At 66.2% G+C, this 24,813-nt stretch carries 27 protein-coding genes; 17 read left to right on the top strand and 10 right to left on the bottom strand.

Annotation, left to right across the window (positions count from 1 at the left end):
- Positions 1-193 precede the first annotated feature (193 nt).
- The 3 genes from AB0I14_RS11195 to AB0I14_RS11185 all read right to left on the bottom strand — a co-directional run bounded on the left by AB0I14_RS11195 (position 194) and on the right by AB0I14_RS11185 (position 3,213).
- A complete protein-coding gene (locus AB0I14_RS11195; RefSeq protein ID WP_358020304.1) occupies positions 194-1,192 on the bottom strand; it encodes an SMP-30/gluconolactonase/LRE family protein in 999 nt (332 codons plus the stop codon).
- Positions 1,193-1,315: 123 nt separating this feature from the next.
- A complete protein-coding gene (locus AB0I14_RS11190; RefSeq protein ID WP_358020300.1) occupies positions 1,316-2,701 on the bottom strand; it encodes an aspartate aminotransferase family protein in 1,386 nt (461 codons plus the stop codon).
- The gene (locus AB0I14_RS11185; protein WP_358020297.1) at positions 2,698-3,213 is read right to left on the bottom strand and encodes an Lrp/AsnC family transcriptional regulator; all 516 of its coding nucleotides are present in this window, start codon (positions 3,211-3,213) and stop codon (positions 2,698-2,700) included. Before AB0I14_RS11185 ends, AB0I14_RS11190 begins: the two co-directional genes overlap by 4 nt.
- Before the next feature lie 123 nt (positions 3,214-3,336).
- Here AB0I14_RS11185 and AB0I14_RS11180 point away from each other — a divergent pair, with 123 nt between their 5' ends.
- The 11 genes from AB0I14_RS11180 to AB0I14_RS11130 all read left to right on the top strand — a co-directional run bounded on the left by AB0I14_RS11180 (position 3,337) and on the right by AB0I14_RS11130 (position 14,077).
- Complete coding sequence (locus AB0I14_RS11180) at positions 3,337-4,824, top strand: gamma-aminobutyraldehyde dehydrogenase (protein ID WP_358020294.1); 1,488 nt, start codon at positions 3,337-3,339, stop codon at positions 4,822-4,824.
- A 31-nt stretch (positions 4,825-4,855) separates the two neighbouring features.
- Positions 4,856-6,004: an FAD-dependent oxidoreductase gene (locus AB0I14_RS11175; protein ID WP_358021241.1), complete on the top strand. Its 1,149-nt coding sequence runs from the start codon at positions 4,856-4,858 to the stop codon at positions 6,002-6,004.
- A 235-nt stretch (positions 6,005-6,239) separates the two neighbouring features.
- Positions 6,240-6,830, top strand: a complete 591-nt coding sequence (locus AB0I14_RS11170) for an XRE family transcriptional regulator (protein WP_358020291.1) — start codon at positions 6,240-6,242, stop codon at positions 6,828-6,830.
- A gap of 73 nt (positions 6,831-6,903) precedes the next feature.
- On the top strand, positions 6,904-8,028 hold the full coding sequence (locus AB0I14_RS11165) for an ABC transporter substrate-binding protein (RefSeq protein WP_358020288.1): 1,125 nt from the start codon (positions 6,904-6,906) through the stop codon (positions 8,026-8,028).
- Positions 8,029-8,042: 14 nt separating this feature from the next.
- Positions 8,043-8,930 (top strand): ABC transporter permease, encoded by an 888-nt coding sequence (locus AB0I14_RS11160; RefSeq protein WP_358020285.1) that lies wholly within the window; start codon positions 8,043-8,045, stop codon positions 8,928-8,930.
- The gene (locus tag AB0I14_RS11155; protein ID WP_358020282.1) at positions 8,927-9,727 is read left to right on the top strand and encodes an ABC transporter permease; all 801 of its coding nucleotides are present in this window, start codon (positions 8,927-8,929) and stop codon (positions 9,725-9,727) included. The genes AB0I14_RS11160 and AB0I14_RS11155 overlap by 4 nt, the downstream gene beginning before the upstream one ends.
- Complete coding sequence (locus AB0I14_RS11150) at positions 9,717-10,811, top strand: ABC transporter ATP-binding protein (protein WP_358020279.1); 1,095 nt, start codon at positions 9,717-9,719, stop codon at positions 10,809-10,811. Before AB0I14_RS11155 ends, AB0I14_RS11150 begins: the two co-directional genes overlap by 11 nt.
- A 29-nt stretch (positions 10,812-10,840) precedes the next feature.
- Positions 10,841-12,259: an FAD-dependent oxidoreductase gene (locus AB0I14_RS11145; RefSeq protein WP_358020276.1), complete on the top strand. Its 1,419-nt coding sequence runs from the start codon at positions 10,841-10,843 to the stop codon at positions 12,257-12,259.
- A gap of 16 nt (positions 12,260-12,275) precedes the next feature.
- The gene (locus AB0I14_RS11140) at positions 12,276-12,614 is read left to right on the top strand and encodes a cupin domain-containing protein (protein WP_358020273.1); all 339 of its coding nucleotides are present in this window, start codon (positions 12,276-12,278) and stop codon (positions 12,612-12,614) included.
- Between the two features lie 42 nt (positions 12,615-12,656).
- Positions 12,657-13,583: a sigma-70 family RNA polymerase sigma factor gene (locus AB0I14_RS11135; RefSeq protein WP_358020270.1), complete on the top strand. Its 927-nt coding sequence runs from the start codon at positions 12,657-12,659 to the stop codon at positions 13,581-13,583.
- Positions 13,583-14,077 carry a PPOX class F420-dependent oxidoreductase gene (locus AB0I14_RS11130; protein WP_358020267.1) on the top strand — a complete coding sequence of 165 codons (495 nt, stop codon included), beginning with the start codon at positions 13,583-13,585 and terminating at the stop codon, positions 14,075-14,077. The genes AB0I14_RS11135 and AB0I14_RS11130 overlap by 1 nt, the downstream gene beginning before the upstream one ends.
- 26 nt (positions 14,078-14,103) lie before the next feature.
- Here AB0I14_RS11130 and AB0I14_RS11125 read toward each other — a convergent pair whose 3' ends face one another.
- The 6 genes from AB0I14_RS11125 to sdhC all read right to left on the bottom strand — a co-directional run bounded on the left by AB0I14_RS11125 (position 14,104) and on the right by sdhC (position 19,180).
- The gene (locus AB0I14_RS11125) at positions 14,104-14,907 is read right to left on the bottom strand and encodes a 3-oxo-5-alpha-steroid 4-dehydrogenase (protein WP_358020264.1); all 804 of its coding nucleotides are present in this window, start codon (positions 14,905-14,907) and stop codon (positions 14,104-14,106) included.
- A 100-nt stretch (positions 14,908-15,007) separates the two neighbouring features.
- Positions 15,008-15,589: a carboxymuconolactone decarboxylase family protein gene (locus AB0I14_RS11120; protein WP_358020261.1), complete on the bottom strand. Its 582-nt coding sequence runs from the start codon at positions 15,587-15,589 to the stop codon at positions 15,008-15,010.
- Positions 15,590-15,747: 158 nt separating this feature from the next.
- A complete protein-coding gene (locus AB0I14_RS11115; protein WP_358020258.1) occupies positions 15,748-16,533 on the bottom strand; it encodes a succinate dehydrogenase iron-sulfur subunit in 786 nt (261 codons plus the stop codon).
- Between the two features lie 2 nt (positions 16,534-16,535).
- A complete protein-coding gene (sdhA, locus tag AB0I14_RS11110; protein ID WP_358020255.1) occupies positions 16,536-18,290 on the bottom strand; it encodes a succinate dehydrogenase flavoprotein subunit in 1,755 nt (584 codons plus the stop codon).
- A 3-nt stretch (positions 18,291-18,293) separates the two neighbouring features.
- Positions 18,294-18,767: a succinate dehydrogenase hydrophobic membrane anchor subunit gene (locus AB0I14_RS11105; protein ID WP_036388842.1), complete on the bottom strand. Its 474-nt coding sequence runs from the start codon at positions 18,765-18,767 to the stop codon at positions 18,294-18,296.
- On the bottom strand, positions 18,764-19,180 hold the full coding sequence (gene sdhC / locus AB0I14_RS11100; RefSeq protein WP_082448777.1) for a succinate dehydrogenase, cytochrome b556 subunit: 417 nt from the start codon (positions 19,178-19,180) through the stop codon (positions 18,764-18,766). The genes AB0I14_RS11105 and sdhC overlap by 4 nt, the downstream gene beginning before the upstream one ends.
- Positions 19,181-19,394: 214 nt before the next feature.
- Here sdhC and AB0I14_RS11095 point away from each other — a divergent pair, with 214 nt between their 5' ends.
- From AB0I14_RS11095 to AB0I14_RS11070, 6 genes are all read left to right on the top strand, one after another.
- Positions 19,395-19,793 carry a cytidine deaminase gene (locus AB0I14_RS11095; RefSeq protein ID WP_358020249.1) on the top strand — a complete coding sequence of 133 codons (399 nt, stop codon included), beginning with the start codon at positions 19,395-19,397 and terminating at the stop codon, positions 19,791-19,793.
- A gap of 49 nt (positions 19,794-19,842) precedes the next feature.
- The gene (locus AB0I14_RS11090; protein ID WP_358020246.1) at positions 19,843-21,135 is read left to right on the top strand and encodes a thymidine phosphorylase; all 1,293 of its coding nucleotides are present in this window, start codon (positions 19,843-19,845) and stop codon (positions 21,133-21,135) included.
- A gap of 52 nt (positions 21,136-21,187) precedes the next feature.
- Entirely contained in the window at positions 21,188-21,811 is a 624-nt protein-coding gene (locus AB0I14_RS11085) for a GNAT family N-acetyltransferase (protein ID WP_358020243.1), read from the top strand.
- 67 nt (positions 21,812-21,878) lie between these two features.
- The gene (locus AB0I14_RS11080) at positions 21,879-22,385 is read left to right on the top strand and encodes a hypothetical protein (RefSeq protein ID WP_358020240.1); all 507 of its coding nucleotides are present in this window, start codon (positions 21,879-21,881) and stop codon (positions 22,383-22,385) included.
- A 125-nt stretch (positions 22,386-22,510) separates the two neighbouring features.
- Complete coding sequence (locus AB0I14_RS11075) at positions 22,511-23,599, top strand: adenosine deaminase (RefSeq protein WP_358020237.1); 1,089 nt, start codon at positions 22,511-22,513, stop codon at positions 23,597-23,599.
- 126 nt (positions 23,600-23,725) lie between these two features.
- Positions 23,726-23,998, top strand: a complete 273-nt coding sequence (locus AB0I14_RS11070) for a hypothetical protein (protein WP_358020234.1) — start codon at positions 23,726-23,728, stop codon at positions 23,996-23,998.
- On the opposite strand, the gene AB0I14_RS11065 is transcribed toward AB0I14_RS11070, so the two are convergent.
- Positions 23,995-24,801: an alpha/beta hydrolase gene (locus tag AB0I14_RS11065; RefSeq protein ID WP_358020231.1), complete on the bottom strand. Its 807-nt coding sequence runs from the start codon at positions 24,799-24,801 to the stop codon at positions 23,995-23,997. The genes AB0I14_RS11070 and AB0I14_RS11065 overlap by 4 nt on opposite strands.
- Between the last annotated feature and the right edge of the window lie 12 nt (positions 24,802-24,813).

The raw sequence follows: 24,813 nt of genomic DNA, 5'->3' as shown, positions 1-24,813 counted from the left end.
CTGTGACGTGTGTGGTTTGTGTGACAAATGTGAAATGGGCCCCGGCACGTGCCCGGCGTTTGGGCCAGCTGCTGTGAACGACTGGCAGGGCAGGGGGAGGGGGACGGAACCAAGCCGCTAAGCGCGATTGTCCAAGATCACACCGCCGAAGGAGCCGTCCCCCCGAACCACGATAAACCCGCTGTCAACGGTCCTAGCGGAGGTCGCGGACCTCGGCGAAGCCCAATGCGGGGAAGGCGATCGTCGACATCCACAGCTTGCCCGCTGATTCCACGACCCCGGTGACGGTGCCGAAGTCTGGACGCGTGGACCGCACACCCGCGAGCACGCCGCCGGAGTCGGCGTCGAACGCCAGCACCCAAACCTGCGGTCGGATCTGTGGCTGGAGCCGGTCGGGTAACCGCCACAGAAGTTTTCGGATCACCGGGGCTCGGGGTGCAAGCCATTCCGCTGCGGCGTTCGGTGCGGACACCATCGCCACCCAGATCCGGCCGTCGGCACCGGTGGAGATGTTGTCCGGGTACCCCGGCAGGTTGACGGCCAGCGGTGTCACCGTGCCGGTTTGTGGCCCGCTCAGCCAGTACTTCGACAGACGTCGGGCCTGGGTTTCGGCGAACACCAGTGCCGACTCGTCGGCGGTGGCGGTCAGTCCGTTGGCGAAGTACAGGCCGTCCAGCACCGTGGTGACGGTGCCGTCGCCGTCCAGGCGGAAGAGGCTGCCGCGCCCGCGAGCCTCCATGATCGCGCCGGAGAAATGCTCGAAATGGAAATGGCTGGTGGACTCGGTGAAATAGATTGTGCCGTCAGATGTCTCGGTGACATTCGAGCAGAACTTCAACGGCCTGCCATTCACCGACGCGACGAGCGTCGACACTGTGCCGGTGGTTTGGTCCAGTGCCAGCAACCCGCGATGACTGTCGCAGATCAGCACCCGTCCGTCGCGAGCGACGTGCATGCCGAGTGGGCGGCCGCCGGTATCGGCAACGACGGACGCGGCGCCGTCGGGCGACACTCGGATGATCCGTCCGTCGACCAGTCCGGTCCAGAGGTGCCCGGCCGCGTCCGCGACGACATCCTCCGGGCCGTCCCCGGGCATCGGCACGATGGTCAGGGGGACCGGCCCGAATTCAGGCAGTTCGTCGACGGGCGGCGGTGTCCAGCGGACGGGATCTATGGGTGGTTTGCGCGGCACCCGTCGAGAGTAGATCGGAATCTCGGGAGCGTGAGCTATCCCATGAAGGCCGAAACGGCATTCCGGCAGGTGACTACTCGAGCCAATCCTGCCGGAATGCCGTTTTGCGTAAGAATCGCGGGGCTACAACAGTTTTCCCGCCTCGGTGAGCACGCCGTGCAGGATCTCGTAGATCGCGTCGAACTCGGCCTGCCCGCTGATCAGCGGCGGGGCCAGCTGGATCACCGGGTCGCCACGGTCGTCGGCGCGGCAGTACAGCCCCGCCTCCCACAGCGCCGGCGTCAGGAACCCGCGCAGCAGGCGCTCGGACTCCTCGTCGTTGAAGGTCTCCTTGGTGGCCTTGTCCTTGACCAGCTCGATTCCATAGAAGAAGCCCTCACCGCGGACGTCGCCGACGATCGGTAGGTCGTACAGCTTCTCCAAGGTAGCCCGGAACGCCGGGGCGGCTTCCTTCACGTGGGCATTGATGCCCTCGCGCTCGAAGATGTCGAGGTTGGCCATGGCGACCGCAGCCGAAACCGGGTGACCGCCAAAGGTATAGCCGTGGCCGAACACGGTCTTTCCGTCGTTGAACGGCTCGAAGAGGCGGTCGCTGGCCACCATCGCGCCCAGTGGCGAGTAGCCCGAGGTCAGGCCCTTGGCGCTGGTGATGATGTCGGGCACGTAGCCGAAGTCGTCGCACGCGAACATCGATCCGATGCGGCCGTAGGCGCAGATCACCTCGTCGGACACCAACAGCACGTCGTACTGATCGCAGATCTCACGGACCCGCTCGAAGTAGCCGGGCGGCGGTGGGAAGCAACCGCCCGCGTTCTGCACGGGCTCAAGAAAGACGGCGCACACCGTATCCGGCCCCTCGAATTCGATTGCCTCGGCGATGCGGTCGGCACAGTAGCGGCCGAAAGCCTTTTCGTCGTGCGCGTATTCGGCTGGTGCTCGGTAGAAGTTGGTGTTCGGTGCGCGGAAGCCGCCGGGCGTCAGCGGCTCGAATGGCGCCTTGAACGCCGGGATGCCGGTGATCGCCAGCGCACCCTGCGGGGTGCCGTGGTAGGCGATTGCACGCGAAACCACCTTGTGCTTACCGGGTTTGCCGGTGAGCTTGAAGTACTGCTTGGCCAGTTTCCAGGCACTCTCCACAGCCTCGCCGCCGCCGGTGGTGAAGAAGACCCGGTTCAGGTCGCCCGGCGCGTAGTTGGCGACGCGCTCGGCCAGTTCGATGGCCGGCGGCGTCGCATAGGACCACAGCGGGAAGAACGACAGCTTCTCGGCCTGCTTGGCAGCGGCCTCGGCGAGTTCCTTGCGGCCGTGACCGACCTGGACGACGAACAGGCCGGACAGGCCGTCGATGTAGCTCTTGCCTTTGTCGTCGAAGATTCGGACACCCTCGCCGCGGGTGATGATGGGCGGTGTGATGCCCTCGCCGTGCCGGGAGAAGTGACCCCACAGGTGGCGGTTGGCTTTGGCGCCCAGATCTGCGGCGGTGGTCGGTGCGGTTTCTGTGATGCTCATCGGGTTCCCCAATTGTATTGCTGTTTAACGAGTTTCAGGTAAACGAGGGTTTCGGTGGTTATCACTCCCGGAAGCGAGCGGATCTTGGTGTTGAGAAGTTCGAGCAGGCTGTCGTCGTCCTCGCAGACCACCTCGACGATGGCGTCGAACGATCCGGCGGTCAGTACCACGTAGTCGACGGCGTCGAGTGCGGCGAGTTTCTCGGCCAGCTTCAGGGTGTCGCCGGTGCAGCGGATGCCGATCATCGCCTGGCGGGCGAACCCGAGTTGCAGCGGATCGGTCACCGCGACGATCTGCATGACGCCCGCGTCGACCATGCGCTGCACGCGCTGGCGTACCGCGGCCTCGGACAGGCCTACGGCCTTGCCGATTCCGGCGTACGAACGGCGGCCGTCGGCCTGCAACTTCTCGATGATCGCCTTCGACAGATCGTCGAGTTGAAAGGCGGTGCGAGAATTGTTGTTCACCCGCAGCTGTACGGGCTGAAGGTCGTCACCCTCAGGGTTGCTCATACATTCGATTGTGCACGGAATCCGTCGTTTGCGGCAACCGAATCGATGAAATCCCTCGTTTGAAACGTGCCGAACGCGGGATTGCGTAGAGATCGAATCTGCTATCGGTTACCGTGGGGCTCCATGAGCGTGGCAGTAAATGTGACGAGTAGCTGGATCAACGGTGCACCGGTCGCGACGGCTGGGCCCGTCCATCAGATCCTCGACCCGGCCACCGGGCAGGCCGTCGCCGATTACGCCCTGGCCACTCCCGCTGACGTGGAGAACGCGGTGGCAGCCGCCCGGGCGGCGTTTCCCAGCTGGTCCAAGGCAACGCCGGCCGAGCGGTCGGCGGTGCTGGCCAAGCTCGCCAAGCTTGCCGACGAACATGCTGATCAGCTGGTTGCCGAGGAGGTCAGCCAGACCGGCAAACCGGTGCGCCTGGCCACCGAGTTCGATGTCCCCGGCAGTGTGGACAACATCGACTTCTTCGCCGGTGCGGCCCGCCATCTGGAAGGCAAGGCCACCGCGGAGTATTCGGGTGACCACACGTCGAGCATCCGACGTGAAGCCGTCGGCGTCGTCGCGACCATCACCCCGTGGAACTACCCACTGCAGATGGCGGTTTGGAAGGTCATCCCGGCGTTGGCGGCAGGCTGCTCCGTCGTCATCAAACCCGCCGAGATCACCCCGCTGACCACCCTCACGCTGGCCCGGCTGGCCACCGAGGCCGGTCTGCCCGATGGCGTGTTCAACGTGGTCACCGGCGGTGGCGCCGACGTCGGCACCGCGTTGGCCGGCCACCGCGACGTCGACGTCGTCACCTTCACGGGATCCACCGCCGTCGGCCGCAAGGTGATGTCGGCCGCCGCCGTCCACGGCCACCGCACCCAGCTCGAGTTGGGCGGCAAGGCGCCGTTCGTGGTGTTCGACGACGCGGACCTGGACGCCGCGATCCAGGGTGCGGTAGCCGGTGCACTGATCAACACCGGTCAGGACTGCACCGCCGCGACCAGGGCGATCGTGGCCCGCGACCTGTACGACGACTTCGTCGCCGGCGTCGCCGAGGTGATGGGCAAGATCGTCGTCGGCGACCCGCACGACCCCGACACCGATCTGGGCCCGCTGATCTCCTTCGCGCACCGCGACAAGGTGGCGGCCATGGTGGCCCGGGCTCCCGAACAGGGTGGCCGCGTCGTCACCGGTGGCGTGATTCCCGATCTGCCCGGCGCGTTCTACCGGCCCACCCTGATCGCCGATGTCGCCGAGACGTCTGAGGTGTACCGCGACGAGATCTTCGGGCCGGTGCTGACCGTCCGGTCGTTCACCGACGACGACGACGCGATCCGGCAGGCCAACGACACTGTCTACGGCCTGGCCGCCTCGGCCTGGACCCGCGACGTCTACCGCGCGCAGCGGGCCTCCCGCGAGATCAACGCCGGGTGCGTGTGGATCAACGACCACATCCCGATCATCTCCGAGATGCCGCACGGCGGCGTCGGCGCATCGGGATTCGGCAAGGACATGAGCGACTACTCGTTCGAGGAGTACCTCACCATCAAGCATGTGATGAGCGACATCACCGATGTCGCCGAAAAAGAATGGCACCGAACGATTTTCAACAAGCGCTGAGGCTCGCTGCGATAGGTATGCAACCGTGACCATGACGTGCGTGGTGATCGGCGCGGGCGCCTGGGGCCTGCCCACCGCAGCCGAACTCGCTCGCCGCGGGCACCGGGTGACGCTGATCGATCGCTACGGCCCGCTCAACGGATTGTCGTCATCGGCGGGATCGACCCGGTTGTGGCGGCTCGCCGACCCCGACCCGCTGCGGGTGCGGCTGGCGCAGCGAGGTGTCGACGCGATGCACCGCCTCGCCGAGCGGGCGGGAACGCCCGTGTTCCTCACCCGAGGCCTGCTGTGGCGTGACGACGAGTCGCTGCCGTCCGTGGCGTCGACGCTCGATGCCCTCGGCGTCGCGTACTCGAGTGTGGTTCCTGACGACGTGGACCGGTTCTTCCCCGGCCTGCGCAGCGACGGCCGCGACGCCCTCTGGCAGCCGGTGGCGGGCGTCGTGCTTGCCGCTGCATCGCTGCAGGCTCAGCTGAGGATCTTTCAGAGTCTCTCCGGCACAACGCTTCTGGAACGCAATGTGGCGCGCGTCGAGCTGGTCTCCAATGGCGTTCGGGTGGTGCTGGCCGACGGTGCCACGATCGACGCCGATGTCGCGGTGATCGCGGCCGGACCAGGCGCCGCCCCGCTGCTGTCGCCGCTGGGCCTGGACCTCCCGCTGCACCCGTATCTGGAACAGGTGGCGTACTTCGGCGATCCGGCCAATCCTGGTGCTGCCGACGACTTTCCATGCCTGTTCGACGGACCCCGCGGTGACCGCCCGGGAATCTATGCCATGCCCTCGCCGGGTGCGGGCTACAAGGTCGGTTTGGATGCCCCGTTGCGGGACTACCGGGCTGACGATATCGACCGGACACCCGACGACGGTCGGACCACGGTGCTCCGCGACCGGGTGTCTGCCGATATGCCTGCCGTGGTCCCGACGGTGCTCCATGCCCAGGTCTGCAGTTGGACCGACTCTCCCGACGGCACGTTCGTCGTCGACCGTCTCGACGGCGGAATCGTCGTCGCGTGCGGAGACTCGGGGGAGGGGTTCAAGTACTCCGCGCTGATGGGCGAGGTGCTCGCCGACCTGGCCGAGGGGGGCACGCCGGACGCCGACGTGGCCGAGTGGTCGTTGGCGCGCTTTGCGAACGGCATGCCGGAGCGCACCGGCCCGCACGTGCTCGGCAGGCACTGAGCACACGGCGCTCACGCGAAATCAGTCGTTGGTTACGGCTTTGACAGCTGTAAACGTGGCATATGACGCACATTTACACCGAAAACACCGCAATGTGACCCATCCCACAACATGTTGAAAATGTGATCGAAGCCTTGCGGGCCGCCACTGAGCAGACATAGGGTTCGGCTTGAGCGAACAAAGTGTTCGCTGAAAACGATCCTCTTGCTCGTATGTGACGAACGGATATTTCGATATGGGTGCGACTGTCGAGCCTGATCCCGCCGAGACGGCGGACACCGTGGTCGGCGGCCGGATTCGTCAATTCCGAGCCGCCCGGAAGATGTCGCTCCGGCAGCTGGCCGACCGTGCGGGTATCTCCGCGGGTTTTCTCAGCCAGGTGGAGCGCGGACAGGTCAACGCGAGTGTCGGAACTCTGCGTCGCCTGGCGCAGGCGCTGGGTATCTCGCTGCCCGACCTGTTCACCGACGACGAGGTCACCGACGTACGCATCCTCCGCAAGGCGGCGCGTCCGACCATCGAGGTGTCCGAGCTGAGCGTGAAGTACCTGCTGTCGCAGAAGCCGCTGCGCAACCTCGAGGTGTACGCGGGCGAACTCTCGCCGGGGTCGAGCGCCGGCGAGGCCTATGTGCACGGTGACGCGCAGGAGATCCTGATCGTCCTCGCCGGCACCCCGACCCTGGAACTCGACGGTGAGCGTTACGTGCTCGAACCGGGCGACAGCGCGGAGTACCGCACCTCCATGCCGCACACGGTGCACAACTTGAGCGACGCTCCCGTCGAGCTCATCTGGATCGTCAGCCCCCCGACCGACTGGCCGACCTGACGGGCCGCTCGCCCGCTGCGGACGTGCCCGCGTCCGCGAAAACCCTTCCGCCCCAGATCAAAGGAGATACCCGATGAACCTGTCACCCGTCGCCCGCAGGCTGCCCGCACTAATTGCCGCCGGTGTTCTCCTGACCACGGCATGCACGCCGGCAGGTCCCGGCCGTGCGGCCGACGTCGATCTCGGCAGCGGACCGCCGCAGGCGGGCTCTATCAAGGAAGGGGCACTCAAGGGCACCACGATGACGTTCGTCTCCTACGGCGGCATCTTCCAGGACGGCCAGGCGAAGGCGGCGATCGAGCCGTTCGCCGCCCAATCCGGGGCAAAGGTGTTGCAGGACGGGCCTACTGAGAACTCGAAGATCAAGGCCCAGGTCGATTCCAAGAACGTGACGTGGGACGTGGTCGACAGCACCAACGTGTTCACCGCGAAGAACTGCGGCAAGCTCTTCATGCCGCTCGACACCAGCATCGTGGACATCAGCAAGCTGCCCGCGGGAACCAAGACCGACGACTGTTCGGTTCCGGCAATGGGTTACGGCCTGATCGTGGTCTACAACACCGAGAAGTACGGTGCGAACCCGCCCAAGACGTGGGCCGATTTCTACGACACCGCGAAGTTCCCCGGAAAGCGGGCCATCGAGGGCGTGCCCGGCGAGCTCGACCCCGGGGTGCCCGAAGGTGCGCTCCTCGCCGACGGTGTCGCGCCCGACGCGATCTACCCGATCGATCTCGACCGCGCGCTCAAGAAGATGAACTCCATCCGCAATGACACGATCTTCTGGACCACCGGAGCGCAGTCTCAACAACTCATCGAGTCCGGCCAGGTCGACATGGCGCTGGTGTGGAGCGGTCGCGCCTACACGGCGGTCAAGAACGGCGCGCCGTTCGCTCCGATGTGGGACCAGTGGATGCCGGAGGCCGACACGATCGCCGTGCCGATCGGTGCCCGGAATCCCAAGGCGTCCATGGCGTTCATCAACTTCTACCTCGGTGCGCAGCAGCAGGCCAAGCTCGCTGAACTGACGTCCTACAGCCCGATCAACGTCGATGCCAAGCCTCAACTGGATGACCTCGCCCGGTCGTACCTGACCACCACACCGGAGCGGGAGAAGGACAAGTTCCCGCTCGATCTCGACTACTGGGCCGAACACCAGGAAGAAATCGCTTCCAAGTACACGGCCTGGCTGGCGGGCTAGGAAGGTTTCGTCGTATGTCGATGGTCGATGTTCTGGCCGGTGGTGCGCCACCGAAGACCCAGACAACTCCAACGACCTCCGGTCGGAGGCTCGGTGACATCGGTTTGTTGCTGCCGTCGATCCTGCTCGTCGTCGGGGTGTTCGGACTGCCGCTGGCCATCATGTTCTGGCAGGCGTTCAGCGACCCGGAACTCGGCTTCGGCAATTTCACCTGGTACCTGGGGGATTCGGTGCAGCGCAGCGTTCTGCTGCGCACGTTCACCACTGGCCTCGAGGTCACCGTGATCTGCTTGGTCCTCGGCTATCCGTACGCGTACGCCATGGTCGCGTTCGGACCGGCGGTGCGCATCGCGCTGACCCTCATCGTGCTGGTCCCGTTCTGGACCAGCCTGATGGTGCGCACGTTCGCCTGGGTGATCCTGCTGGAGGACGGCGGTCCGATACAGACCCTGCTGTCGTTCGTCGGGCTGGGCAGTGTGCCGTTGCTGCGGACCAACCTGGGTGTGGTCATCGGCATGAGCCAGATCCTGTTGCCGTTCATGGTGTTGCCGCTGTACGCCGTGATGTCGGGTATCGACCGCAGGCTGGTGCTCGCCTCATCGAGTCTCGGTGCGCGACCGGTTATCTCGTTCGCGCGGATCTGGGTTCCGCTGTCGCTGTCCGGCGTCGGCGCCGGCTGCCTGATGGTTTTCATCAGCAGCCTCGGCTTCTACGTCACGCCCGCGCTGCTCGGCGCTCCGGACGACGCGCTGATCAGTCAGCAGATCTACGTGCAGGTCACCAGTCTGCTGGCCTGGGGCAGGGGAGGAGCGATGGGCGTGGTCCTGCTGTTCGTCACGTTCCTGGTGCTCGCGGCCCTGATGTATCTGCTGCGCCGAAACCGGAAGGAGCGCACGGCATGACACGGCACGCAAAGACGTTCTGGAACGTCCTGCTCGGGTTGTTCTGCGCCGGGGTCGCGTTGTGGCTGGTCGCGCCGTCGTTGATCGTGGTGCCGCTGAGCTTCACCGATCGACCGTCGTTCGCCTTCCCGCCGAGCGGATGGTCGATGCGCTGGTACCAAACATTCTTCGAGGACCCCGCCTGGATCTCAGCCCTGAAGGCGAGCTTGGAGGTCGGCGTTCTGGTTGCCGTGTTCGCCACCTTGTTCGGCACTGCCGCGGCGGTGGCATTGAGCCGCACCGCGCTGGCCGGGCGGCAGGGAATTCGGGCATTCCTGTTGGCTCCCATGGTCGTTCCGGTGATCGTGGTCGCCGTCGGGCTCTACGCATTGTTCCTGAGGCTGAACCTGCTCGGCACCCTGTTCGGCTTCGTCATCGCGCACACCATGTTGGCGCTGCCGTTCGTCATCGTGCCGGTGATGGCCAGCTTGCAGGGATTCGACCGGCGGCTGGAGGACGCCGCCGCGATCTGTGGTGCTGGGCGCTGGAACACATTCCGAACCGTCACCCTGCCGCTGGTGGCCCCGGGTGTGCTCTCGGGAGCACTGTTCGCGTTCGCGACGAGCTTCGACGAGGTCGTGCTCTCGCTGTTCATCCAGAACCCGTACCTGCAGACGCTGCCGGTCAAGATGTACGCCTCGGTCACGCGCGACACCGATCCCACGATCGCTGCGGCCGCCACCCTCATCCTCGCCCTCACAACGTGTCTGACCGTCGTTGCGGGCATCTACTCGCGCAGGAGGAACCGTGTCCACTGACAACACTCCGCACGGTGCGTCGATCACCATGCGGCGCCTGACCAAGACCTACGGATCGGAAAAGGCTGTCGACGCCATCGACCTCGACGCCCGGCCGGGTGAATTCCTCACCCTGCTCGGACCCAGCGGTTCGGGCAAGACGACCACGCTGAACATGATCGCCGGATTCGTCGACGTCACCGAGGGTGAGCTGCTGATCGACGGTCGACCGGTTGCCGATCTTCCGCCGTACCGCCGCAACATCGGCATGGTGTTCCAGCACTACGCGCTGTTTCCGCACATGACGGTGATCGACAACGTCGAATACCCGTTGCGCCAGCGCAAGATGGGCAAAGCGCAACGCCGCGACAAGGTGGCCGCCGCGCTGCAGACGGTCGGCCTCGACGGCTACGGCAAGCGGATGCCCAAGGAACTGTCCGGCGGTCAGCAGCAGCGCGTCGCCTTCGCGCGGGCCATGGTCTACGAGCCGCGCGTGTTGCTCATGGACGAGCCGCTCGGCGCGCTGGACAAGAAACTGCGCGATTCGCTGCAGCTCGAGATCAAGCGCATTCACGGCGAACTCGGCACCACGTTCGTCTACGTCACGCACGACCAGGACGAGGCGCTCGTGCTGTCGGACCGCATCGCGGTGTTCAACAAGGCCCGCATCGAACAGATCGGTTCGCCCACCGACCTTTACGAACACCCCAAGAGCATCTTCGTGGCGCGGTTCCTCGGCGAGTCGTCGCTGTTCTACGGAAAGCTCGAGGACGGGCGTGCGGTGAATGCCTACGGTCGGCGGATCGTGGCCGGCCAGGGCGAATCCACCCGGGGCGACTCGGTGGCAGTCGTGGTGCGACCGGAGCGGATTCGTATCGTCACCGGCGACGCCGAGCCTGACGTCGTCAACGCGGTGCCGGGCACTGTGATCCAGGAGATCTACCTGGGTAGTTCCCGCAAGGTCGAGGTCAGCCTGCCCGACGGGACCGTCGCCCTGGTCCGCGAAAGCGCGGACAGCATCACGCCCACCCAAGCGGGGCAACAGGTCTGGTTGACGTTCGATCCTGACGTCGCCACCATCCTGCCCGCCGATACGTCCCACTGATCAACAGCCACGAGTACAGGAGAACCAAGATGTCCCCCGACGGTCGCACGACCAGCGGTCTCGCCAATGACTTCGTGAACGGCAGCGTGTCGTTCTGGTATCGCGCGGCGGGCTGGCCGGAATCAAGACCGGCTCTGCCGGGCTCGCTCGAAGCCGACGTCTGCATCGTCGGGGCGGGCCTGACCGGCCTGTGGGCCGCGTACTACCTCAAGAAAGAACAGCCCGACCTCCGAATCGTCATGTTGGAGAAGGAGTTCGCCGGGTTCGGAGCGTCCGGCCGCAACGGTGGATGGCTGTCCGCCGAACTCGCCGGATCCCGCGACGCCTATGCCTCCACCCACGGCCATGACGGCGTCGTCGCGCTGATGCGGGCGATGCGGGGCGCGGTCGACGAGGTCATCGGTGTCACGAAGTCCGAAGGCATCGACGCCGACATCGTCAAAGACGGTGTGTTGCATGTGGCGCGCAACCAGGCGCAGATGGGCCGGCTCCGCGAATCGCTCGAGTTCGAGCGGAGTTGGGGTGCGACCGAGGACGACTTCGTGGTGCTCACCGGCGACGAATCCAACGCCCGTATCCGGGTCGATCGAGCCATGGGCGCCTTGTTCACGCCGCACTGCGCGCGGGTGCAGCCGGCGAAGCTCGTTCAAGGCCTGGCCCGCGTGGTGGCGGGCATGGGCGTGGACATCTACGAGCAGACCGAGGTGACCGATATCAAGGCGGGACGTGCCATCACGGTCCGAGGCGACGTCCGGGCACCGGTGATCCTGCGTTGCCTCGAAGGTTTCACCGCGACCATGCCGGGGCAACGCCGGGCGTGGCTGCCGATGAACTCGTCGATGGTGGTGACCGAACCCCTTCCCGATTCCGTGCTGCAGGAGGTCGGTTGGAAGGGGGCCGAGCTCCTCGGCGACTACGCGCACGGCTACATGTATGCCCAGCGCACGGCTGACAATCGAATCGCGTTGGGTGGCCGGGGGATTCCCTACCGATACGGTTCGGCACTCGATCATCGCGGAGCCACCCAGGAGTGGACCATCGATGCGCTCGGGGCCCTGGTTCGCGACATGTTCCCGGCGACCCGGGATATTCCGATCGAGCACGCGTGGTGTGGTGTGCTCGGTGTGCCCCGCGACTGGACGGCCACCGTGGACTTCGACCGGGCGAGCGGGCTCGGCACCGCGGGTGGTTACGTCGGCAGTGGCCTGACCACCACCAACCTGGCCGGACACACCCTGGCCGATCTCGTGCTCAAACGCGACACCGCGCTCACCCGGTTGCCGTGGGTGGGCCGACGGGTCCGCAAGTGGGAACCGGAGCCGTTGCGGTGGCTCGGAGTTCAGGCGATGTATGCGCTGTACCGGACCGCTGACCGGCGCGAGTCCACCCGCGGGCTCACCGGTACCAGCGGGCTTGCCCGGGTGGCCAACAAGATCACCGGGCGCTGACGCGATGGAGACGAGTGTGAAGCTTCTTCAAGTTGATGCGACGACGGTCGAACTACCCGAGCCGCAACCGAAACCGACGAGTGTCAGCGGTCAGCTGGAATCCTCGCTAGAAGTCTGGGCCGATGCGGTGACCGACACCGGCGTGTGGGAATGCGGCCCGGGTGAGTTCACCGCCGACCGGTCGGGCGCGACCGAGGTGTGTCACATCATCTCGGGCTCCGGCACGGTTGTCGGAGAGGACGGGACCAGCGCCGACATCGGGCCCGGATCGCTGCTGGTCTTGCCCCGCGGCTGGCGGGGGACTTGGTTCGTCAAAGAGGCGATCCGCAAGACCTACGTCATGGTGGGTACCTGAGGGCGCGCAAGTCGGTCGGCTGATCCGCCCTAAACTGGGGCCATGACCGCGAGCGCCCGGGTCGGCGAGTTCGAGGAGTTGCGGCCACACCTGCTGGCCGTGGCCTATCGGCTCACCGGGACCTTCGCCGACGCCGAGGACATCGTTCAGGACGCGTGGATCCGCTGGGATGCCAACCGCACCCAGATCGCCGACCTGCGGGCCTGGCTGACCACCGTGGTGAGCCGGTTGGGTCTGGACCGACTGCGCTCTGCGGCCCACCGGCGCGAGGCCTATTACGGGGAATGGCTGCCGGAGCCCGTGGTGACCGGATTCGACGGGAACGACCCACTCAACGCGGTGGTGGCAGGGGAGGACGCCCGGTTCGCCGCGATGGTGGTCCTGGAGCGGCTCACTCCCGATCAGCGGGTGGCCTTCGTGCTGCACGACGGGTTCGGCATGCCGTTCGCCGAGATCGCCGGCGTGCTCGGTGTCAGTGACGCCTCGGCCCGCCAGTTGGCCTCGCGGGCCCGCCGCGCGGTCGCCGACAATCCACCGCCGTCGTCGCCCGACGATTTGCACAACCAGGTCGCCGGCGAGCTGATGGCCGCGCTGGCGTCGGGTGAGCTCGACGCCGTCGTGCGATTGCTGCATCCCGACGTCACGTTCACCGGCGATTCGAACCGCCGCGCCCCGACCGCCGCTCGCGTCATCCACGGACCGGACAAGGTGGCCCGGTTCATCCTCGGACTGTCCAAGAAGTACGGGCCGAACTGGTTGGCAGGCAGTCAATTTGCACTCGTCAACGGCCAGTTGGGCGTCTATACGGCAGGCGCGCCGGCCGGTGACGGATACCCCGAGATGATGCCGCGGGTCACGATCTTCACCGTCCGCGACGGCAAGGTCTGTGCGGTGTGGGATATCGCCAACCCCGACAAGTTCACCGGATCGCCCCTTCGTGGGGCTGCCGAGCCTGGAGGTACGACGTGATGCCGAACGAACCCGGAACCCTGGCCCACACGTTCAGCCGAATGATGTTCCGCGGCATGGACAAGATGCGCCACCGCGACGCCTTCGACGTCGGGCCGGCCACCGCGGGCAGCTTCGCCGGGTTCGAGAACTACCGGCAGATCGTGCTGGTGACCTTCAAGAAATCGGGTGAGGCGATGCCGAGCCCGATCAACCATGGCGTCTCGGACGGAAGGCTCTACGTGCGTACCGATGCGTCGACAGGCAAGGTCAAACGCATCCGCAACAACCCGAATGTCCTTGTGGTGGCGAGTAATCTGCGCGGCAGGCCCAGCGGACCCGTCGTGGCCGGTGTGGCACGCATCCTGCCCGAGGCCGAACACGCGCACGCCGACGCGGTGATCGCCGCCAATTGGAGCGCTCCGATGAAGTTGTTCGAGCGCAGCCTCGACTACGGCAGTCAAACCATGGGCATGCCAATAGCTTTCATCGAAATCACCCCTGCGCAGGGGTGACGGCGCCCAGCGTCACAAGCCCAGCGTCACAACACGTAGGGGAGCAGTGCCTTGCGGTCGGTGGGGTACTCGGGAAACTTGTCCTGGTACCAGCTGTGGGTGCCCAGGGCCCGGGGAATCAGGTTGCCTGCGGTGATCAACAGGATGGCCACGCCGGGCAATGCCCAGGTCAGCAGGGCGAACCCGGACCAGGCGATGATCTCGCCCAGGTAGGCCGGGCTGGTGACGAAGCGGAAGCCGCCGCCGAACGGGATCCGGTACTCCTGCCCAACGGTTGAGGCGCCGGGATTGTTCTTGTCGCGCAGGTTCCGCACGATCGATTCGGAGTTGACCAGCAGCGCGAATCCGCACAGGTAGATCACCAGCCCCACCAGGAATCGCGGGTCGGTCAACCAGCCGGTGGTGTACTGCCCGAAGAAGTCGTGGCTGAACAGGGTTCCGTTGAGGTAGCCGTGCATGGAGGTGACGAGCATGCCCATCACGATCACCGAGATGTTGAAGGTGCCGCGCTTGCCGGGTACCTGGCGGATCGCGAGCGGGAAGAACCACCCCCGGTTGGCGTAGTGCAGCATCCAGATTCCGGCCAGTACCAGCGATGTCGGCTCGAATCGGTTCGGCCCGGCCAGGTAGCTGATCAAGAACACCACGGTCGCGGGGATCTCCATCAGCCACCAGCCGAGCTTCGGGTTGAGATTGAGGCCGAGTTTCGTCGTCGAGAAGCGCCCGTAGGAACTCTGCGCGAAGAAGCCGCCGATGATCACGAATGCGGCGAACGCGAAGGCCGCGGTCAGCACGGTGTCGTAGAACGTGTTGCCGGTGTACCAATGCATGGCTGATTCCTTGGTGAGCGGGCGGTTTCAGCGGCTGGGACCGCTGGTTTCTGTAACGTGTTCTACCACCCGGCCGCATCGTGATGCCAGCGGCGTGCGATTACTCAGCCCATGGAACCCGGCACGCATCCCCGGAGTTGAAGCCCTGCTCGGTGATACCCAGAGCCGAGTACATCCGGGACCGCATGTTCTCGACACCGATCTGGTAGGTCAGCTCGATCACGCCGTCGTCGCCGAAGCGGCGCTGCAGATCGGCCACCTGCTCGTCGGTGACGGTGTGCGGGTCGGTGGTCATGGCGTTCGCGTAGGAGATCGCGGCACGCTCGTCATCGGTGAACAGCGGCGAGGTGGCGTGGTCATCGATCGACTTGAGCCGCTCCACGTCGAGGTTCTCCAGCCGCATCAGCATGGAGCCGAAGTCCACGCACCACGAGCAGCCGACGGTGCGGGCCGTCCAGAACACCGCGAGCTCGCGAACCGTGGCGGGCAGTTTCTTGGAGCCGCCCTGCAACAGCATCTCGTGGACGCCGTTGGCGACCAGCAGGCGCGGATGGTTGGCGGCCACGGCGAACGGCTCGGGCACCTCACCGAACTGGCGCTTGGCGTACCAGTACATGGCGCGGGTGAGCAGGCCGGCTTGTTTGGGGGTGACAGCGGGGATTCGTGTCTTGGTCTCGGTCATACCGGTTAGACGAGGTAGCCCCGCAATGTGTGACAGGCGGGGTGTGACAACGCAAAACGGGCGCCGACTCTGCGCTCAGATCGTGATTTCGCTCGAAAACACGATCTGGCCGCAGTGTCGACGCCCGCTGAGCAGTGTCGAAAGCCAGTCGAAAAGATCTAGCGCGCGAACATCAGAGCGCGCTTGACCTCCTGGATCGCCTGGGTCACCTGGATGCCACGCGGGCAGGACTCGGTGCAGTTGAACGTGGTGCGGCAGCGCCACACACCGTCGACCTCGTTGAGGATGTCCAACCGCTCGGCGGCCGCCTCGTCACGCGAATCGAAGATGAACCGGTGGGCGTTGACGATCGCGGCCGGGCCGAAGTACGACCCCTCGCTCCAGTACACCGGGCAGCTGGTGGTGCAGCACGCACACAGGATGCACTTGGTGGTGTCGTCGTAGCGGGCCCGGTCGGTGGCGCTCTGGATGCGCTCCTTGGTCGGCGGGTTGCCACTGGTGATCAGGTACGGCTTCACCGCGCGGTACGCGTCGAAGAACGGCTCCATGTCCACCACGAGGTCCTTCTCCACGGGCAGGCCGCGGATGGGCTCGATGGTGATGGTGAGCTGCTTGCCCGCCTTCTTGGGCAGCAGGTCACGCATGAGCACCTTGCAGGCCAGCCGGTTCACGCCGTTGATCCGCATGGCGTCCGAGCCACACACACCGTGTGCGCACGAGCGCCGGAAGGTCAGCGTGCCGTCCAGGTAGCCCTTCACGTAGAGCAGCAGGTTCAGCAGCCGGTCCGAGGGCAGGCAGGGAACCCGGAAGCTCTGCCAGCCTGCGGCGTCGGGATCCTCGGGGTTGAACCGGGCGATCTTGAGGGTGACCATGACCGCGCCGTCGGGCACGGGGGGCAGCTCCGGGTCGCCGGCTTCGGGCTTGTCGATGACAGGTGCACTCATGATCAGTACTTCCGTTCCATCGGCTCGTAGCGGGTCTGGACCACGGGCTTGTAATCCAGCCGGATGTCGGAGAGCAGCTCGTCGCCCTCCTTGTAGGCCATGGTGTGCCGCATGTAGTTGGTGTCGTCGCGGTCGGGGTAATCCTCGCGGGCATGCCCGCCGCGGGACTCCTTGCGGTTCAGCGCACCGACCACCGTGACCTCGGCCAGCTCGAGCAGGAAGCCCAGCTCGATGGCCTCGAGCAGGTCGCTGTTGTAGCGCTTGCCCTTGTCGTGCACCGTGATTCGCGCGTAGCGCTCCTTCAGTGCGTGAATGTCGGTCAGCGCCTGCTTGAGCGTTTCCTCGGTGCGGAACACCGCGGCGTTGTTGTCCATCGACTGCTGCAGTGCGGTGCGGATGTCGGCGACGCGCTCGTTGCCGTGCTCGGAGAGGATGTCGCCGACCCAGCCCACGACCATGTCGGCCGGGTTCTCCGGCAGATCGACGTGATTGTGGTTGGCGGCGTACTCCGCGGCGGCGATTCCGGCGCGGCGGCCGAACACGTTGATGTCCAGCAGCGAGTTAGTGCCCAGGCGGTTGGCGCCGTGCACCGACACGCACGCACATTCACCGGCGGCGTACAGGCCGGGGATGACGTTGGTGTTGTCGCGCAGCACCTGGCCGTGGATCGTGGTCGGGATGCCGCCCATGACGTAGTGGCAGGTCGGGTAGACGGGAACCAGTTCGGTCACCGGGTCCACACCCAGGTAGGTGCGGGCGAATTCGGTGATGTCGGGCAGCTTGGCTTCCAGCACGTCCTCGCCGAGGTGACGCACGTCGATGTAGACGTAGTCCTTGTTCGGTCCGGCGCCACGGCCTTCGAGCACCTCGAGCACCATCGACCGGGCGACGATGTCACGCGGCGCGAGGTCGACGATCGTCGGCGCGTAGCGCTCCATGAACCGCTCGCCCTCGCCGTTGAGCAGACGACCGCCCTCGCCGCGCACGGCCTCGGAGATCAGGATGCCCAGGCCGGCCAGGCCTGTCGGGTGGAACTGGTGGAACTCCATGTCCTCCAAGGGAAGTCCCTTGCGGAAGATGATGCCCAGGCCGTCACCGGTCAGGGTGTGGGCGTTGGAGGTGGTCTTGTACATCCGGCCCGAACCGCCGGTGGCGAAGACGACCGCCTTGGCGTGGAAGATGTGGATGTCGCCGGTCGCCAGCTCGTAAGCGATGACGCCGGTGGCCACCGGGCCCGTCGGGGTGTCGGTCAGCGCGATGTCGAGCGCATAGAACTCGTTGAAGAACTCGACGTCGTGCTTGACGCAGTTTTGGTACAGCGTCTGCAGGATCATGTGGCCCGTGCGGTCGGCGGCGTAACAGGCCCGGCGCACCGGGGCCTTGCCGTGGTCGCGGGTGTGCCCGCCGAATCGGCGCTGATCGATGCGGCCCTCGGGCGTCCGGTTGAACGGCATGCCCATCTTCTCGAGGTCCAGCACCGCGTCGATGGCCTCTTTGGCCATGATCTCGACGGCGTCCTGGTCAGCGAGGTAGTCGCCGCCCTTGACGGTGTCGAAGGTGTGCCACTCCCAGTTGTCCTCTTCGACGTTGGCCAGCGCGGCGCACATGCCGCCCTGGGCTGCGCCGGTGTGGGAGCGCGTCGGGTACAGCTTGGTCAGCACGGCGGTGCGGACGCGCGGACCGGCCTCGACGGCAGCGCGCATGCCGGCGCCGCCGGCACCTACGATGACGACGTCGTAGCGATGTTCCTGAATCATTGGTTAGCCCCCAATATTCGGGTCGAAGGTGACCAGGACGTAGGTGCCCAGAACCAACGTGAACCCTGTCGCCAGCAGCAGCAGCGAATTCAGGTAGAACTTCGTGACGTTCTTACGGGCATAGTCGCCGATGATGGTGCGCAGGCCGTTGGCCCCGTGGATCATCGCGAGCCACAGCAGGGCCATATCCCAGATCTGCCAGAACGGGGAGGCCCAGCGCTGCGCGACGTAGTTGAAGTCGATGCGGTACACGCCGTCCTGCCACATCAGCATGATGAAGAGGTGGCCGAGCGCGAGGAATACCAGCGCCAGACCGGAGAACCGCATGAACAGCCAGGCGTACTTCTCGAAGTAAGGAATGCCGCGGGGGCGACGGGGCGCGCGCGGGTGATCCAGCGCGGCCGGCCGGTCGTGCTCGCGTTCCATCACCGGTGCCGGACGACCCAACCGCGACTCGCCCGCTCCTGGCGCGCTCACAGGAACCGCTCCGCCATGTGCATACCGAGAACTCCTAGTGCTGCGATGAGGACCACGGCAAAGACGCCGACGGCGACCGCGAGCATCTGCCGCTGGTAGCGGGGACCCTGCTGCCAGAAGTCGATGAGGATGACGCGGATGCCGTTCAGTGCGTGGAAGAGCACCGCGGCGACCAGGCCCATCTCCATCAATCCGACAATGGGCGTCTTGTACGTCTCGATGACCTCGTTGTAGGCCTGCGGGCTCACCCGGACCAACGCGGTATCAAGGACATGTACGAACAGGAAGAAGAAAATCGTGGCACCGGTAATACGGTGCAATACCCAGGACCACATTCCCGGATCACCCTTGTACAGGGTGCGCCGACGCGTTTTCCTGGGTTGCGGAGCCGGCACCTCCGTCTGAGTACTCATCTCGCCCTCCAACGTCTTCGGTGGACGTTCGGGACTGCGAAGTGAATTAGCCCCAAACCTCGGGGCGACTCTAAACCCATTTGTAGTGGCGAAGGAATTACGGTTGAGCCGTTCGACCTGAAAATCGCGCAAAAGTTAGGCTTACCTATCTTACTGCGCGGTCCGTGAATTGGGGTTTCGGAATGCATTCAGAACCTGAGTCGGGGGTTGTCTCGTGACGGTCGATGTCGACTGGGATCTGTTGCGTGACAAGGCAATCGAGGCTTCGTCCCACGCCTATGCGCCATATTCGGGGTTCCCGGTGGGGGCTGCCGCGCTTGTCGACGACGGCCGGGTCGTCACCGGATGCAATGTGGAGAATGTCTCATATGGCCTAGGTCTCTGTGCCGAGTGCGCTGTGGCCTGCGCCCTGCATTCCGGGGGCGGCGGAAGGCTCATCGCACTGTCGTGTGTGGGCCCGGACGGGGACGTGTTGATGCCCTGCGGACGTTGTAGGCAGGTGCTGCTCGAGCACGGTGGTCCCGAGTTGCTCATCGACCATCGGCGCGGCCCGCGGCCGCTGCGAGAGCTACTGCCCGACGCCTTCGGTCCCGAGGATCTGGAGCGCAGGTAAGGCCAAGTGGTCCAACAACTCCGGGTTACTGGCGAGTAGGTTGACGGGCATGCCGCATCTCGACGCGCCGTCGATCATCCGGACCAAACGTGACGGCGGTGTGCTGTCCGACGCCGCCATCGACTGGGTCGTCGAGGGCTACACCCACGGGCGGGTCGCCGACGAACAGATGTCGGCCCTGCTGATGGCGATCTTTCTGAAAGGCATGGCGCCCGCCGAGATCGCCCGTTGGACGGCGGCGATAGTCGACTCCGGGGAGCGGTTCGATTTCACTGACCTTCGTCGTGCCGGGCGGCCACTGGCGTTGGTGGACAAGCACTCCACCGGCGGCGTGGGGGACAAGATCACCATTCCACTACTGCCGGTCGTGATGGCCTGTGGTGCCAGCGTTCCGCAGGCGGCCGGGCGCGGACTCGGGCACACCGGCGGCACGCTCGACAAGCTCGAGGCGATTCCGGGATTCACTGCGGAGCTGTCGAAAGACCGTATTCGGCAACAACTTCGGGATATCGGGGCGGCGGTGTTCGCGGCCGGAGAGCTGGCGCCGGCCGACCGCAAGATCTACGCGCTGCGCGATGTCACCGCCACCACCGAGTCGCTGCCGCTGATTGCCAGTTCCGTGATGAGCAAGAAGCTGGCGGAGGGTGCCCGATCGCTGGTGCTCGACGTGAAGGTGGGGCGAGGGGCATTCCTCAAGACCGAGGCCGAGTCCCGCGAACTGGCGGCCACCATGGTCGGCCTGGGTAATGCCAACGGGGTCCCGACCCGGGCCCTGCTCACCGATATGAACTGCCCGTTGGGGCGGACCGTCGGCAATTCCGTGGAGGTCGCCGAGTCGCTGGAGGTGCTGGCCGGCGGCGGACCGTCCGACGTGGTCACCCTGACCCTGGCGCTGGCCACCGAGATGCTCGACGCGGCCGGTGTCGACGGCGCCGACCCCGCTGAGACGCTGCGCGACGGCAGCGCGATGGATTGCTTCCGTGCGCTGGTGGCGGCCCAGGGCGGGGACCTGACCCGCCCGTTGCCCATCGGGGCGGCCACCGAGACCGTGACGGCCCCGCGCGGCGGCTTCATGGGTGACCTCGACGCGATGGGGGTAGCGCTGGCGGCCTGGCGGCTGGGTGCCGGCCGCGCCCAGCCGGGGGCGCCGGTGCAGTTCGGTGCGGGCGTGCGGATCCACCGCGGGCCGGGGGAGCCGGTCGCCGCCGGGGAGACACTGTTTACCCTGCACACCGAGACCGCCGAGCGGCTTCCCGGCGCACTCGCCGAGCTCGAGGGCGCCTGGACGGTCAGCGACACCGCACCCGCACAGCGGCCCCTGATCATCGACCGGATCGGCTGATCGGCCCCGGCTATCGGCGCCTCTGGCGTGTCCTCGGATTGGAGGAGGCAGCGTGAGCACGCAACAACCTGTCAACCGTCGCATCGAGGCGCTGTGTCGTGAGGACTCGCAGACCGCGGCGGACGTGCTGGCGGACGCGTTCTACACCGATCCGGTGTTCAGCTGGCTGCTGCCCGATGCCGCGCGGCGGGCCGAGGCGCTACGGCGCTATTTCGCCATCGCCGCGCGTGACGTCGTGCTGCGTCATCCGGGCAGCGTCGCCGCGGTCGGACCGGGTGGCGCGCAAGGGGCGGCGCTGATCCTGCCGCCTGGCCACTGGCGCACCCCGATCAGCGTGGAGGCCAGGCATGCGGTCGCCTACGCACGGATCTTCGGCCGTCGCCTCGGCCACGCGTTGGGGGCGCTCACCGCCATCGAGCGGGCGCACCCCCGATTTCCGCACTACTACCTGCCCTACATCGGTGTCGTCACCACCGCGCGGGGACAGGGGGTCGGGAGCACACTCCTGTCCGACCTGGCGCGACGTTGCGACGCCGAGGAGCTTCCGGCCTATCTCGAGGCATCGAGCCCGGACAATGCCCGGCTCTACCGGCGGCACGGCTTCGTCACCCTGCAACAGGTCCGTCCACTCGGCGCACCGCCGATCGAGCTCATGGTCCGCCAGCCAGCGCGGTGATCATGAAGAACCGCAGTGGGAAAACGGTTTTGCTCACGAACGCGTGGCGGCGTGGCAGGCTCTGACGATGACGGTGGTGATGAAGAACGACCTCATCGACGGGGTCCTGCACCGCTTCTCGGTGCCGACGAACTACCGCAATCATGTCTACCGCGGGCTCAACTATCAGTTGAAACTGCTTGGCCTGGACCAGGTTCCGAACGACATCGCGCTGGCCTGGGCGCTGCACGACATCGGCCTGTTCAGCGCCGGTTGGGACTATCTGGGACCGTCGGTGAAACTCGTCGACGAACTTGCCGGTGACTACGACATCGACGACGTCGCACGGGTCCGGCAAATGGTCGGATTGCACCACAAACTGCGTCCGTGCCAGGACGCCTGGGTGGAGAGTTTTCGAGTCGCCGACCGGATCGACGTGACGCGGGGTGTGCTGCCCGGTGGTCTGGACCGGGCGGCGGTTGCGGAGGTCGCCGCAGCGCATCCCTATGCGGGTTTCCATGGCTTTCTGATACGTACCGCGGCCGGCTGGGCGGTTCGCCACCCGCTTCGGCCCATGCCGATGATGCGTTGGTGACCTGCGTGGGCTGCTGCGTCGCCAACCGCTGGTTATCCACGAGTGGGTGGGTATTGGCCTGATCGTCATCAGTGACGGTGTCGTTTCCTCGGCACAGTTCCGTCGGCGTCGCGCATGATGGGGACATGAGTACGCCGCTGAGTCTGGACAAGATCCAGCACGCTCCCAAGGCCCTGCTGCACGACCATCTCGACGGCGGATTGCGGCCGGCCACCGTGCTCGACCTGGCCGGTCAGCTCGGCTATGACGACCTGCCGGCCACCGAGGTCGACGAGCTGGCCACGTTCTTCCGCACCGCCGCGCACAGCGGCTCGTTGGTGCGCTACCTGGAACCGTTCGCCCACACCGTCGGGGTCATGCAGACCCCCGAGGCGCTGCACCGCGTCGCCTACGAGTGCGTCGAGGATCTGGCCGCCGACAACGTCGTCTACGCCGAAATCCGGTTCGCCCCCGAACTGCACATCGATCGTGGGCTGTCGCTCGACGACGTGGTCGACGCCGTACTGGCCGGGTTCGCCGACGGGGAGAAGGCGGCCGCGGCCGAGGGGCGCACCATCACCGTGCGCTGCCTGGTCACCGCGATGCGTCACGCCGCCCGGTCGCGGGAGATCGCCGAACTCGCAATCCGCTTCCGCGACAAGGGCGTTGTCGGTTTCGACATCGCCGGGGCCGAGGCCGGGTACCCACCCACCCGGCACCTTGACGCGTTCGAATACATGCGAGGTAACAACGCGCGCTTCACGATTCATGCAGGCGAGGCGTTCGGTCTGCCGTCCATCCACGAGGCCATCGCGTTCTGCGGGGCCGACCGGCTGGGGCACGGGGTGCGCATCGTCGACGACATCACCGAGCTGGACGACGGGACGCAGCAGCTGGGCCGGCTGGCCTCCATCCTGCGGGACAAGCGAATTCCGCTGGAGATGTGCCCGAGCAGCAACGTGCAGACCGGGGCGGCACCCAGCATCGCCGAGCATCCGTTCGACCGGCTCGCGCGGCTGCGGTTCCGCGTGACCGTCAACACCGACAACCGGCTGATGAGCGACACCACCATGAGCCAGGAGATGCTGCGCCTGGTCGAGGCGTTCGGCTACGGCTGGAGTGACCTGGAGCGGTTCACCATCAATGCGATGAAGTCGGCCTTCATCCCGTTCGATGAACGGCTCGCCATCATCGACGAGGTGATCAAGCCCCGGTACGCGGTCCTGGTCGGCTGAGCCCGCCGTCGGGCGAATACGCCCCGGTGAAATTCCCAGCTCAAACGCTGTAACAACAGCGCTTACGCCTGCGACAATCCAGCAGGCCCGACCACGAGATCGTGCCCCGATCAACAAGGAGAATCCATGGCCCGACCCCTCACCACCGTGTTGTCCAGCGCAGCGCTGGCAACGGCGGCGGTGTTCCTCCCGGTTGTTGCCGTACCGACCGCCGGCGCTGACGTCTGCGCCGGAGCCGACGGACGTCACTTCGCCGCCGGAGGCTGCACGAACATAGCCGGCGATGTCGCCACCGGCGCCGCTATAGCGGCTGCGCACGTCCCGTATGTACCGGGCGAAGTCCCTTGCTACACAGTCGAAGGCGTGCCCTACTTCACCCCTCCCGGCGACCCCTGCTAGCGCAGCACGGCTCGTAGCGCGTCGGCGAAAGCCCCTGGGGCCTCGATGAATCCACCGTGGTCACCAGGGAACTTCACCGGGCGTACGCCCAGAAGATCGGCCAGGGCCATCGTGGTCCGCTTGGTCAACAGGCGCCCGGACTCCTCGCCGAGTCCGAGCACCACCTGCCCGTTCTTCAGCGCCGCGACGCCGGGCAGGTAGCGGGTGGTTCCCCGGAGTTCGTGGTTGAAGAAGTGTGCCGCGTCGCGCAGTTCCTGATCGCTCGGTGCGGGCATCTCCGGTGCACCGGGCGGTATATCGAAGCCGGCGTTGACCATGAACTTGCCCCAGGCCGCGAACATCCCGTCGCTGTTGAAGGTGGCGATGATGTCCTCGGTGGCGGCGCGTTGCTCTGCGGCGTCAGGTAGCAGCTCGAGCAGGGGAGGCTCGTGCGCGACGAGGGTGCGCACCCGGTCGGGGTGGCGGGCCGCCAACGACAGGCCCGTCACCGCCCCGCCGGACGAGCCGAACACATCGGCGGAGTCGGCGCCCAGATCATCGAGGATCGCGGCGACGTCATCAGCCCGGCGCTCCGGGATAGAGTTCTCGGTCGGATCGTCGAGGGAACTGCGGGCGACGCCGCGCGGGTCGGCCGTCACCACGGTGTGGTCAGCGGCCAGCGCGTGCGCCAGCGGCGCGAATTCGGCGGCCGCCATCGGCGCGCCCAGGATCAGCAGCAGCGGGCCCTGTCCGCGCACCTCATAGTGCAGGCGCGCGCCGGGAACCTCGACGGTGTGGGTGGAGAGGCTGGTCGATGCGGTCATGAGTGATCTGAC

It is taken from the genome of Mycobacterium sp. NPDC050441, assembly GCF_040655355.1.
Lineage (GTDB): Bacteria > Actinomycetota > Actinomycetes > Mycobacteriales > Mycobacteriaceae > Mycobacterium.
Note: the sequence above shows the minus strand (reverse complement) of the source record. Positions and strands in the feature narration are given on the sequence as shown.